Source organism: Sediminibacterium goheungense, assembly GCF_004361915.1.
Lineage (GTDB): Bacteria > Bacteroidota > Bacteroidia > Chitinophagales > Chitinophagaceae > Sediminibacterium > Sediminibacterium goheungense.
The window spans coordinates 20,946-33,839 of record NZ_SNWP01000017.1 but is presented as its reverse complement, the minus strand read 5'-3'; the positions used below and the strand labels follow the sequence as shown (position 1 = coordinate 33,839).

At 41.2% G+C, this 12,894-nt stretch carries 8 protein-coding genes; 6 read left to right on the top strand and 2 right to left on the bottom strand.

Going from position 1 to position 12,894, the window contains the following annotated elements; genetic code table 11:
* Positions 1-190: 190 nt before the first annotated feature.
* The 3 genes from purL to proC all read left to right on the top strand — a co-directional run bounded on the left by purL (position 191) and on the right by proC (position 4,328).
* Entirely contained in the window at positions 191-2,395 is a 2,205-nt protein-coding gene (gene purL, locus BC659_RS16635) for a phosphoribosylformylglycinamidine synthase subunit PurL (protein ID WP_133475865.1), read from the top strand.
* 4 nt (positions 2,396-2,399) lie between these two features.
* Positions 2,400-3,398, top strand: a complete 999-nt coding sequence (rfaD, locus tag BC659_RS16630) for an ADP-glyceromanno-heptose 6-epimerase (protein ID WP_133475864.1) — start codon at positions 2,400-2,402, stop codon at positions 3,396-3,398.
* A gap of 129 nt (positions 3,399-3,527) precedes the next feature.
* Positions 3,528-4,328 (top strand): pyrroline-5-carboxylate reductase, encoded by an 801-nt coding sequence (proC, locus tag BC659_RS16625; RefSeq protein ID WP_133475863.1) that lies wholly within the window; start codon positions 3,528-3,530, stop codon positions 4,326-4,328.
* A 97-nt stretch (positions 4,329-4,425) separates the two neighbouring features.
* On the opposite strand, the gene BC659_RS16620 is transcribed toward proC, so the two are convergent.
* The gene (locus tag BC659_RS16620) at positions 4,426-5,307 is read right to left on the bottom strand and encodes a dienelactone hydrolase family protein (RefSeq protein WP_133475862.1); all 882 of its coding nucleotides are present in this window, start codon (positions 5,305-5,307) and stop codon (positions 4,426-4,428) included.
* A gap of 284 nt (positions 5,308-5,591) precedes the next feature.
* Between BC659_RS16620 and BC659_RS16615 the strand changes: the two genes are divergently transcribed.
* Positions 5,592-7,238: a CTP synthase gene (locus BC659_RS16615; RefSeq protein ID WP_133475861.1), complete on the top strand. Its 1,647-nt coding sequence runs from the start codon at positions 5,592-5,594 to the stop codon at positions 7,236-7,238.
* 102 nt (positions 7,239-7,340) lie between these two features.
* Entirely contained in the window at positions 7,341-9,533 is a 2,193-nt protein-coding gene (locus BC659_RS16610; RefSeq protein ID WP_133475860.1) for a S9 family peptidase, read from the top strand.
* Between the two features lie 107 nt (positions 9,534-9,640).
* Here BC659_RS16610 and BC659_RS16605 read toward each other — a convergent pair whose 3' ends face one another.
* The gene (locus BC659_RS16605) at positions 9,641-10,840 is read right to left on the bottom strand and encodes a DUF4407 domain-containing protein (RefSeq protein WP_133475859.1); all 1,200 of its coding nucleotides are present in this window, start codon (positions 10,838-10,840) and stop codon (positions 9,641-9,643) included.
* Positions 10,841-11,033: 193 nt separating this feature from the next.
* On the opposite strand from BC659_RS16605, the gene yidC reads away from it, so the two are divergent.
* Positions 11,034-12,881, top strand: a complete 1,848-nt coding sequence (gene yidC, locus BC659_RS16600) for a membrane protein insertase YidC (RefSeq protein ID WP_133475858.1) — start codon at positions 11,034-11,036, stop codon at positions 12,879-12,881.
* Positions 12,882-12,894 lie beyond the last annotated feature (13 nt).

The following is a 12,894-nucleotide window of genomic DNA, read 5'->3' as shown; positions in this document are numbered from 1 at the left end:
CATTGACCATTGACCATTGACCATTGACCATTGACCATTGACCATTGACCATTGACCATTGACCATTGACCATTGACCATTGACCATTGACCATTGACCATTGACCATTGACCATTGACCATTCACATCTTACCAACTTTTGCATTTACCCTTCTGATTTCCCCTTTCACTTTCTTACCTTCGCAGCATCATGGAAATCACCGTTCAAACCGCCGAGAAACTGCGTCTTACAGCAGAAGAATTCGAACTCATCAAACAGAAACTAGGCAGAACCCCCAACTTTACTGAGCTATGTGCTTTCAGTGGTATGTGGAGTGAACACTGTAGTTATAAAAACTCTATCAAGTGGTTAAAGACCCTTCCACGTGATGGTGGCAGGATGCTGGTAGCTGCCGGTGAGGAGAATGCAGGTCTGATGGATATGGGTAATGGTTTTGGCGTGGTATTTAAAATTGAGAGCCACAATCATCCCAGTGCCATTGAGCCATTTCAGGGTGCAGCAACAGGTGTAGGTGGAATCCAGCGCGATATTTTTACCATGGGCGCCCGTCCGATCGCCTCTCTCAACAGTTTGCGTTTTGGTAACCTGAAAGATAAAAAAACACAGCGTCTGTTAAGCGGGGTGGTGCATGGTATTGGTCATTATGGCAACTGTTTTGGTGTGCCAACCGTAGGGGGTGAAGTATATTTTGAAGATTGCTATCATACCAACCCATTGGTGAATGCCATGAGTGTGGGTATCATGAAAGCAGGTGATATGATCAGCGCAACGGCTGCAGGTATAGGTAACCCTGTGTTTTTTGTGGGTAGTGCTACGGGAAAAGATGGTATCGGCGGTGCCTCATTTGCATCTGCTGATATTACCGCAGAAAGCGCGGAAGAACTGCCAGCTGTACAAGTAGGTGACCCTTTCCAGGAAAAGAAATTATTGGAAGCCTGTCTCGAACTTATTAATACTGGTGCCGTTGTGGGTATGCAGGATATGGGTGCCGCAGGTATCATATGTTCTACTGCAGAAATGAGTGCCAAAGGTGGTGTTGGTATGCGCATTGATCTTGAAAAAGTACCCACCCGTCAGCAAAACATGAAAGCATGGGAATTATTGCTGAGTGAGAGCCAGGAAAGAATGTTGATTGTAGTGGAGAAAGGTAAGGAAGAAGCGGTACTGAAAGTTTTTGAAAAATGGGATCTCTCTGCCAGTAATATCGGAGAAGTAACCGGTGACGGCCTATTGAAATTTTACATGCATGGTGAACTGGAAGCTGAAATACCTGCGCATGAACTGGTATTGGGTGGAGGTGCGCCTCAATATACCCGTGAATACCGCGAACCAAAATATTTTGAAAAAATCAAAGCTTTTGATCCTGCTGTTATTGAAGATGTGACTGACCTCAAATCTGTAGCTGAGCAACTGGTTCAGATTCCAAATATAGCATCCAAGCGTTGGGTTTACACGCAATATGACAGTATGGTGGGTGCTGCGAATACATCTACGAATGCACCGAGTGATGCAACTGTGGTATTGGCCAAAGGAACCGGAAAAGGATTGGCTGTAACGGTAGACTGTAACAGTAAATATGTATTTGCTGATCCATATACAGGCGGTATGATTGCGGTAGCAGAGGCTGCGCGTAATATTGTATGTAGTGGTGGTGAACCCATCGGTGTAACAAACTGTCTCAATTTTGGTAACCCTTACGATCCAGAAGTATATTACCAGTTTGTAAAAGCAGTAACCGGTATGGGCGATGCCTGTCGTAAATTTAATACCCCCGTTACCGGTGGTAATGTGAGTTTCTATAACCAGAATCCCGACGGACCTGTTTACCCTACACCTACGATTGGAATGGTGGGTATTGTGGACGATGTAGATGCAAGGATGACACTCGATTTTAAAAATGAAGGAGATGTGATTATACTATTGGGTACGCAGCAGAATGATATTGCCTCTTCAGAATATCTCCATAAATTAAAGAAAGTAGAATATTCACCTGCACCATATTTTAATCTTGATGAAGAATACAATGTACAGCAATTAGTATCTTCTCTTATTAAAAATAAAATGATACTGAGTGCACATGATATCAGTGAAGGCGGACTGGCCATTAATCTCCTTGAAAGTGGATTTAACCGTGGGTTAGGTTTTACTGTAGAAGCTGAAACCAGCTTGCGTAAAGATGCTTTCTGGTTTGGTGAAGCACAGAGCCGGGTCGTTGTTTCCTGCGCCAATGATAACGCAGCAGCCATCACGGAAGCTGCCAAAGCTGCCGGTATTGCAGCTACTGTATTGGGTACTGTAACAACAGGACAGGTATCTGTAAACGGAGTATCATGGGGTAACATCGATAACTGGAAAAACCTTTATGATACTGCGATCGAAAAACTGATCAACTGATAGCATGTCAGACAATACCTCGTATATCATTGTAACAGGTGCAGCCGGATTTATCGGTTCCCGTATGGCAGAACACCTGAATACGTTGGGGTATCGTAACCTGATATTGGTGGATGATTTTGGTGTAGAAGCAAAAAGAAAAAACTGGGAACAGAAAGGCTATGCCCATGTTGTTGAGCGTTATAATCTCTTCGACTGGTTATCGTTGCATGAGCCGGTAATTAGTTGTTTCATTCATCTGGGAGCCAGAACCGATACCACAGAGTTTGATTATGCCATTCATGAGGAATTGAATGTTGCCTATTCCAAAACAGTCTGGAATTATTGCACACAAAAAAAGGTGCCGCTTATTTATGCATCATCTGCAGCCACTTATGGAGCGGGTGAATCTGGATATAATGATGATCATGCAATAGTTGAAAAATTACAACCATTAAATCCTTACGGCATCAGTAAAAATGAGTTTGATAAGTGGGCTCTCCAACAAACAGATGCACCACCTTGCTGGACCGGACTTAAGTTCTTCAATGTGTATGGTCCGAATGAGTACCACAAAGGAAGAATGGCCAGCGTTATCTGGCATGCTTTCAACCAGATTAAAGAAGTGGGGTATGTAAAATTATTCAAAAGTCATCGATCTGATTATAAAGATGGGGAGCAACTACGCGATTTTATTTATGTGAAAGATGTGGTTGCTGTTATTGAGTGGATAAGGGAGTCAATGGGGAATGGTCAATGGTCAATGGTGAATAATGGTTTATATAATTTGGGTACAGGCAAGGCCCGAACCTTTATAGATCTTGTAAAAGCTACATTCGCCGGGCTTGATAAGGAACCTGTTATACAATACATCGATATGCCGGAAGATATCCGCAATAAGTACCAGTATTTTACCGAGGCTAATATGCAGAAACTACGCAAGGCTGGTTATGGCGCCCCCTTCACCTCACTTGAAGCGGGCGTTGACGATTACGTCAGAAACTATCTCAGAACTTTGGGGTAAATTTGGGATGAGCAGGATAGCAGAATGGCCTATGGATCATAGGTAATAGCAAAGAATATTTGTCATTACCATTAGTAATAAGCCATTAGCTATACGCTATCAACTATAAGCATACCTAAAGCAATCGTCATGAACAAAAAACTAGCCATCATTGGTGGAGGAAACCTTGGTGCCGCAATGGCTGAGGGACTTATTAAAAGTGGATTTATTCATCCATCCCACCTCATTATCACAAAAAGAAATACCGACACCCTCAAACACCTCGAAGAACAGGGTGCGATGGTAAGTAATAACAATATCGAGGCGGTAAAATATGCTGACTGGATATTATTAGCTATAAAACCATTTCAGTTAAAAGAAGTGCTTACAGAAATGCAACCTTTTCTCGATCCGTTGAGGCATACCCTTATCAGCGTAGTTACAGGTGCCTGGGTAAAAGATATCAGGGAAGTAATAGGTGATGAGCTGACGGTGTTTCGGGCCATGCCGAATACTGCGATTGCCATTCAGGAAAGTATGACTTGTATATATGCTTCAGCAGCTAATGACGAACAGGAAAGTTATGTAAGATCACTGTTTGGCCAGTTGGGTAAAACGGTTTTTATAGAAGAAAAACTAATGGACGCTGCTACTGTATTGGGTGCTTGCGGAACGGCTTTTGCGATGCGTTATATCAGGGCCAATATACAGGGCGGTATTGAAATCGGTTTTAATGCAGCAACTGCATCGTTGATTGCGGCCCAGACCGTAAAAGGTGCTGCAGAATTATTACTTCAGAAAAATACACATCCCGAACAAGAAATAGATAAAGTAACCACCCCCAAAGGCTGCACTATCGCAGGTCTGAATGAAATGGAACACCAGGGATTTAGTTCCTCATTGATACGAGGGGTTGTAACGAGTTATAAGAAGATTGTAAACGATATGTAAACAGGAAAATAGGAAACATGGAATATGAAATAAGGAATAAGAAAGGATATGCAACAACTTTCTCTGTTCCTTATTTCATATTTCTTATTCCTCTGTTTTAAAGTCTTTCCTTCAAGAAAGCGACCGCTTTAGCATGCGCGTCTTCAGCGGCTTCTTTGTTAAAGACAGGGTTACTGGGGTTGGCAAAACCATGTCCTGCATCATATTTATAGGCAGTTAGTTTTTTACCAGCAGTCTGCATATCAGCTTCAAATTTATTTACCACTTCGGGTGATGGGCTGCGATCTTTATTACCAAAGAAACCTATTACATCACAATTCAGGGTCTTCAGTTTCTCGATATTATTTTCAGGACGGCCATAATACATAACACAACCTGCTGCCTGTTTACCGGCAAGTAAACTGCTTTGCAAGCTCCACATACCACCAAAGCACCAGCCAACGGTATATATTTTAGCTTCTGTACCTGCGTAAGCAATGGCACCTTTGATAATACTTTCCAGTCTTTCTGTTTTGGCTGACTGTATCAGTTTCATGGCACTGTCGGCTGTGGCAGCGATTTTGCCATCATAGAGATCCAATGCAATTACATTTACATCTTCACCAAGGTCTTTATAGAAGGTTTCGCTCTCTTTTTTGATATAGTCATTCAGACCCCACCATTCCTGAATTACAAATAACCATTTATTTGACTTTTTCTTACTGCGGATCTCATAGCCCATAGCATTACTGCCATCAGCGGCTTTAAAACTTATCGCTTTACCAGCGGCATCCGCAAGTGTAAAATCTTTTGGATTATCATGCAACATGGCAAATGCGCGGGTAGATGCTTCTGCTTTGAACTGATCCATGATTTCGGTTGTAAAACAACTTATATAGCAGGCAGGTGTTAATGGCTCAGGAACGGGCGTTTTATAACTGTAACCAAGGAATGCAGCAGTACAAAAAGCTGCCACTGCAAGAATGAATAGTTTTTTCATAACAAATTTTTGAGGATAAAGATGTTCACGTCAAGTTAACACATTCGGACAGTAATCGTTCATTAAGGCCAGCCTGTTTTTTAAATCGAGTTTTTTGCTGTAGGTTTGTATGACCTCTGAATTTTTTCACCGCTCATTTACAAGGTCAAATCAGTATTTTCCGCTATCTGTTTGTGTATCAACATAATAGATATCGGTTTTTTATTATTGTACCCATGCCTTCACCAGGCCGGTATAATATAAAATGAGCAAACAGACGATAAACGAATAAATAACAGCATATCATGGCCAAGTACATTTTTGTTACCGGTGGGGTAACGAGTAGTTTAGGAAAAGGAATTATAGCAGCTTCGCTTGCCAAATTATTACAGGCAAGAGGACTGAGGGCTACCATTCAGAAGTTTGATCCATATATCAATGTTGACCCCGGTACGCTTAATCCATATGAACACGGAGAGTGTTATGTAACAGAAGATGGCGCAGAAACCGATCTTGATCTGGGGCACTATGAACGTTTCCTTAATATCTATACTTCTCAGGCCAATAACGTAACCACAGGTCGTATTTATCAGACTGTTATCAATAAGGAGAGGGCGGGCGATTTCTTAGGAAAAACCGTACAGGTAGTTCCCCATATTACTGATGAAATCAAAAGAAGAATGTTGTTGTTGGGGCAGGATAACCAATTCGATATCATCATTACCGAAATAGGGGGAACTGTGGGCGATATCGAAAGTCTTCCCTTTATTGAAGCCGTTCGCCAGTTACAATGGGAATTACCTGAAGAAGACGTAATGGTAGTGCACCTTACATTGATTCCATACCTGCGTGCAGCAAAAGAACTGAAAACCAAACCTACACAGCATAGTGTAAAAATGCTGAGTGAAACAGGTGTTCACCCAGATATCATTGTATGTAGAACAGAAGAACCATTGAATGATGATATCAAGCGGAAAATTGCACTTTTCTGTAATGTTAAAACAGAAGCTGTAATTGAAGCCATGGACGCTTCAACCATTTATGAAGTGCCATTATTGATGTTACGGGAGAAACTGGATCTGATTTGTCTGAAGAAATTAAACATCACACAATACAGTGAGCCTAATCTGGATAAATGGAAGGGCTTTCTTGATAAACTCAAATATCCGAAGAGTAAGGTAACAGTGGGGCTTATTGGTAAGTATATTGAACTGCAGGATGCATACAAATCTATTTTGGAAAGTTTTGTACATGCAGGTGCCATGAATGAAGTAAAAGTGCAGGTAGTAAATGTACATAGTGAATATATTACCCAGGAAAATGTGGCAGAAAAGCTGGAAGGTCTTGATGGTTTATTGGTTGCACCCGGTTTCGGACACAGAGGCATTGAAGGTAAAATTGTAGCGGTGCAATATGCCCGTGAGAAAGGGTTGCCTTTTTTCGGAATTTGTCTGGGTATGCAAATGGCAGTGATTGAATTTGCAAGAAATGTACTTGGACTCAAACATGCTCATTCAACCGAAATGGATACTTCTACTTCTGATGCTGTTATTAATATGATGGAAGAACAGAAGAAAATTAAAATGATGGGCGGAACCATGCGTTTGGGAGCTTATCCATGTGAGATTACAGCAGGTAGTCTTGCACACAAGATATATGGAGAAACCAGTATTTCAGAACGCCATCGTCATCGTTATGAATTTAATAACGACTATTTCGATCAGTTTCAGTCAAGTGGGATGATCGCAAGTGGCCGTAATCCGGAAACGGGTCTTGTAGAAATTATGGAAATACCTGAACATCCATTCTTTATTGGCGTTCAATATCATCCGGAGTTGAAAAGTACCGTAGAAAAACCCGCACCCTTATTTGTACATTTCATAGGTGCAGCAAAAAAATACAACGAACAAAGAAATACGGCGAAGAAAACCAGCTTGCAGGGAGAAAAATAATACTTTTATTCAGCGTTAACTATTCAGGACCCGGTTTTACCGGGTCTTTTTGTATGCATCATCCGAAACCTGTATTTTTCAGTTATTAAAACTCAATTACAAATGCGAAAAAATTATACAGGGATTGGCTTCCTTATATGTTTCCTGCTCATGAATACCCTTATGGCCCAACCTCCGGGCGGTATTCATTGGTCAAAAGACGGTGCCGGTTATTTTGCAGTAGAGAATGGCAATATCGTACTTACTCAATTACCCGGATTTACAAAAACAACCATCGTTACTCAAAATCAGCTGATACCTTCAGGCAGTTCTACACCTTTGTCTGTTCGTAATTTTTTCTTTTCGCCCGATAATCAGCAGGTAATGATTTATACCAATACAAAAAAGGTATGGCGTTATGATACCAAAGGAGATTATTGGCTATTGGATCTGAACAGTAAGCAACTCAAACAATTGGGTAAAGGTCGTCCGGCTTCATCGCTCATGTTTGCCAAGTTTTCTCCTGACGGTAAAAAAGTAGCGTATGTAAGTGAATACAATGTATATGTTGAAGATTTGAAAAACGGTTCGGTGGCCGCACTTACCAAAAATGGTAACAGGAAATTGATTAATGGCACTTTTGACTGGGTATACGAAGAAGAATTTGGAGCGAGAGACGGGTTCAGGTGGAGTCCTGACGGTAAGCATATTGCTTTCTGGCAAATTGATGCAGCAGCTACCAAAGATTACCTGATGTTGAATACTACAGATTCTATTTACTCATTTGCTATTCCGGTTGAATATCCATCTGCCGGAGAATCGCCCTCTCCTTATAAAATTGGCGTTGTGAATGTTGATACCCGTTCGCAAAAATGGATGACCATTCCAACGGATCCAGTGTTGCAATCTTATGTACCAAGAATGGAATGGAGTAATCCGAAACAGTTGATCATTCAACACATGAACCGCAAACAAAACCAGACCGACCTGATGTTGTGCGATATTGTAACAGGGGCTTCGAAATCTATTTATCAGGAAAAAGAAGAAGCCTGGATCAGTACAGTTGGCGAATGGGATAATGATTATGATTATGGTGGATGGGATTGGCTGAATAATGGACAGGAGTTTTTATGGGCTTCTGAAAAAGATGGATGGCGCCATTTGTACCGTATATCGATCGATGGTAAAAAAGAAACCCTGATCACAAAAGGGAACTACGATGTAATTGATCTGCATGCAATTGACGAAAAAAACGGTTATGTATATTTTGCGGCATCACCAGAAAATGCCACACAAAAATATTTATACCGTACGAGGCTGGATGGATCGGGCATTGCAGAAAGACTTACGCCGGCCAATCAGCCCGGAACGCATAATTATATGGTATCTCCCACTGGTGCCTATGCACAGCATAGTTTTTCTAACTACTATACACCTAATACCAGAGAATGGGTGTTGCTTGATGGGCACAAGCCGATTGATGGAAACAAAGTAAATGAGGCATTAGCTAAATCGAATAAATCAGCATCCAGCCTTGAATTTTTCAAAGTAAAAACAACAGATGGTGTTGAAATGGATGGCTGGATGGTAAAACCTAAAAATTTTGATCCAGCCAAAAAATATCCGGTCGTATTTTTTGTGTACACAGAGCCAGCGGGTGCCAATGTTAAAGATCAGTATGGTGCAGGTAGTAATAGGCTCTATGCAGGTAATATGGCCGATGATGGTTATATCTATATTACAGTAGATAACAGAGGTACACCTGTGCCAAAAGGAAAAGAGTGGCGCAAGAGTATTTATCGTAAGGTTGGTCTTATCAACATACGCGACCAGGCCATGGCTGCTAAAGAAATTTTTAAATGGGGATATATCGATACAAGCCGTGTAGCTGTTTGGGGATGGAGTGGCGGAGGTTCGGCAACACTGAACCTTCTTTTTCAATACCCTGAAATTTATAAAACCGGAATATCCATTGCTGCCGTTGCCAATCAGTTAACCTATGATAATATTTATCAGGAAAGATACATGGGGCTTCCACAGGAAAACAGGAAAGACTTTATAGATGGGTCACCTATTACCTATGCTAAAAACCTGAAAGGTAACCTGCTATATATACATGGTACAGGCGATGATAATGTACATTACAACAATGCGGAAATGCTGATCAATGAACTTGTTGCGCATGGTAAACAGTTCCAGCTGATGAGTTATCCCAATCGTTCACACGGGATCTCTGAAGGAAAAGGCACCACGCAACACCTGTCTCAACTCTATACCCGTTTTCTGAAACAGTATTGTCCGCCAGGAGGAAGATAAGAAATGAGGAATAAGAAATAAGAAATAAGAAATAAGGAATAAGGAATAAGAAATAAGTATGTGAATTACTTTCTCTGTTCCTTATTTCTTATTTCTTATTTTCTTCTCTACTCTTCCTGCTGTAAAAATGTATCTCGTTTCATTTTCTGCCAGGTAGCATCAAGGGTACTGTTATTACCGGTTTGCCAGGATGTTATTTGCTCTTTCATTTTTTTTCTTCGTTCGGAGTCAGCTTCTTTTAGGGCATCTTTTATGAACTGGGTATCCTGTTCAAAGGCAGATTGATTGTGCAGTTCTTTGAGAGCCAGTTCCCGCTCATGATTTTTCAGGGTGAGTTCTTTTTCAAGGGCTTCCCGCAGGCGCACTTTTTCATCGTAACTGCCATCTGGTAATAATGTTTTGGCAATCACAGGCATCAGTTCAATCAGCATTAAAATGGCAACCAGTAAATAATAGCGGTAAGCAACGGAGTTGTTATTGTTCACGAGGTTGTTGAGTGCTTCGATGCGGGTTATAAAACCATTGTTTAGTAAAGCTTCAAAATGAGCCTGTTCCTGTTGTATGTTTTTTTCCAGTACCAGTAACTGACTGTCGACCCGGGTGATTTGCGGCTGTAACTGATTCTCCAGAGTTTTGTAGTTGGCATCCAGTTGCAGGTATGCTCTTTCCTTGGTTTGTGCAATATCTTTCAATCCTATTTTACGGCTGCCACCTGTACCATCTGTTTCACTGATAAAGCTATCACGCGCAGCACTCACTTCTGCATATCGTGTATTCAACTGAAGTTGTAACTGGTTTCGCTGGTCTGTGAGTTCTTTTTTCGTGGAAGCATATACAGAATCCTGACTGGCTCTCTTTTCTTTTTTTCTCTGTTCATTATCAATTGAAACCTGTACTTTAATTTCTTTATCAAAGAGGTACAATAGCGCTGGTTGCGCCATAAATATGCCGATGGTTAAGGCAAGCAGGGTACGAAAAAGCAGGGGAATGGCTTTTTTCTTACTATTTCCTGAAATGCCTTTAATAAGGGCGCGGTCGATCGATAATATAATACCACCCATGAAAATGCCTAACAATATGGCAGCTATCCATGAACCGGTAACTGTAGAAAAAAAATAGGTCCAGGCCAGGGTGGCAAAGAGCCAGGTACCCATAACGGTCATGCCTACAATCGCATACCGGTTTCGGTCGATAACGCAGGTATTCAGCAGTTCTTTTTCAGCAGTGGCTAACCACCATAGTAATTGCTGCAATCGGGTAGGGGCATTGGTTTCCCCATCGGAAAGGGCTTGTGTTTTTTCCAGCATAGAAAGGGTTTGAATCGTAAATGGGTAGAAGTTGGAAATCCCTGTCTGTGGTTGAGTTGAGAGAGGATAAAGAAACAACCATTTTGCGGTTTTTGTAATATTTTGGCCCTTTTTGTGTCTATTTTAACGTGGGGAAACTTAGCGCACTAATCTTCCCCGCAAATATTACCTTTGCCCCTCAATAAAAATTAGTATGAAGACGGACAAGAATACGGTCATTGGTTTTGTTTTACTGGGTATTTTGTTCTTTTTGTATTTCTGGTACAGTAATAAGCAGCAATCTGCCATTCTGGAAATAAAGAAAAAACAGGAGGATTCACTCGCCCGGGTAAATGCAGCAAAGCGCCCGATAGTAGATAGTGCAACCATGCAACTGGATTCTCTGAAGAGAGACTCTGCCAGCAGGGCAGCACTGGCCGGTGATTTTACAACCGCAGCGATCGGAACAGAATCCCTGATTACAGTGGAGAATAACCTGATGAAAGTGGTTTTCACCAATAAAGGTGGTCAGGTAAAATCAGTTCAACTTAAAAAGTATCATAAACCCGATAGCAGTGCAGTCGTACTGACAGATAAGGCGAATCTGGGTTATAGCATTAATACAGGTGCCAATCAATCTGCCAGCACTACTGATTTGTTTTTTACAGGTACAGAACCGGTGAAAAAAGCAGATGGCTCACAGGTCATTACTTTCACCTTATCTGCCAGCAATGGTCAGCAGGTAGTACATCAGTATACTATGCTGCCTGATGCGTATATGATTGATTGGAACGTATCCTTAACGGGTGCTGATAAGTTGCTGAGTCAGGGTTTATTAAATATAAAATGGAATATCGAAACCTCTCAAATGGAACGTTCTGCGGAGTATGAAAGACAGATGTCGAATATCTGTTTTTCAGAAGGGAATGAGTTCGATTATATTTCAGCTAATAATGAAAAGAAATTTGAAGAGAGTGTTCAGTGGGTAAGTGTGGTACAGCAGTTTTTTAATAGTACCCTGATTGCAAAAAACGGCTTCACCAACGGTCAGGTAAACTGGCAGCGTAAAACCGATTCAACACATGCACTGGCAACAGCCGAAACTAACCTGCAGATGAAATTGCCGGTAGCGGCTTCAGTAAATGCACCCTTCCAGCTGTATTTCGGTCCCAGTGATTATGAGATACTTAAGAAGCAGGCACCTGAAATGGATCGTATTGTGAATCTGGGTAGGGATATGTATTCTTTCGTAAGACCGATTAACAAATACATCATCATGCCGGTATTTGATTTCTTTGCCGGCTTTGTTACCAATTTCGGATGGGTGGTACTTTTATTAACCCTCTTTATACGTTTGGTTACCTCACCGCTTACCTATAGCAGCTACCTAAGTGGCGCTAAAATGAAAGCTTTGAGACCGGAACTGGATACTATGCGTGCAAAGTTTGGTGATGATAAACAAGGTTTTGCGATGGAGCAGATGAAATTGTTCCGTGAAGCAGGTGTAAATCCATTAGGTGGTTGTATCCCGGCTTTATTGCAGATCCCGATCTTCTTCGCCTTGTATAGTTTCTTTAATGCAAATATTTCACTCCGTGGACAGTCTTTCCTGTGGAGTGATGACCTGTCTTCCTATGACGTGATTGCAACTTTACCGTTCTCGATTCCTTTGGGTTTTGGGGATCATATCAGCTTATTCACAATTACAGCTGTTGTAACCAGTTTCCTGATTTCGATATATAATATGAGCATGACACCAACACAGGATAATCCTATGCTGAAGTATATGCCCTATATTTTCCCCTTTATGTTATTGTTCATTTTTAACAGGTTGCCATCGGCGTTAACCTGGTATTATACCGTTTCAAACCTGGTAACACTCGGTTTACAGTTTGTGATTCAGAATTATATCATTAATCATGATCAGATACTGGCTAAAATCGACGAGAAGCGAAAAGCACCTAAAAAGAAGAGTAAATGGCAGGAACGTTATGAACAGATGATGGAAAGTCAGAAAAAACTGCAGGATATGAAGGATAAAAACCAGAAACGCAATAAGTAAGCGTTTTGTTAAA

Bases quoted from the DNA above. Each gene is read 5' to 3' on its own strand.
- purL (WP_133475865.1), top strand. From the start codon at position 191: ATGGAAATCACCGTTCAAACCGCCGAGAAACTGCGTCTTACAGCAGAA.
- rfaD (WP_133475864.1), top strand. From the start codon at position 2,400: ATGTCAGACAATACCTCGTATATCATTGTAACAGGTGCAGCCGGATTT.
- proC (WP_133475863.1), top strand. From the start codon at position 3,528: ATGAACAAAAAACTAGCCATCATTGGTGGAGGAAACCTTGGTGCCGCA.
- BC659_RS16620 (WP_133475862.1), bottom strand. From the start codon at position 5,307: ATGAAAAAACTATTCATTCTTGCAGTGGCAGCTTTTTGTACTGCTGCA.
- BC659_RS16615 (WP_133475861.1), top strand. From the start codon at position 5,592: ATGGCCAAGTACATTTTTGTTACCGGTGGGGTAACGAGTAGTTTAGGA.
- BC659_RS16610 (WP_133475860.1), top strand. From the start codon at position 7,341: ATGCGAAAAAATTATACAGGGATTGGCTTCCTTATATGTTTCCTGCTC.
- BC659_RS16605 (WP_133475859.1), bottom strand. From the start codon at position 10,840: ATGCTGGAAAAAACACAAGCCCTTTCCGATGGGGAAACCAATGCCCCT.
- yidC (WP_133475858.1), top strand. From the start codon at position 11,034: ATGAAGACGGACAAGAATACGGTCATTGGTTTTGTTTTACTGGGTATT.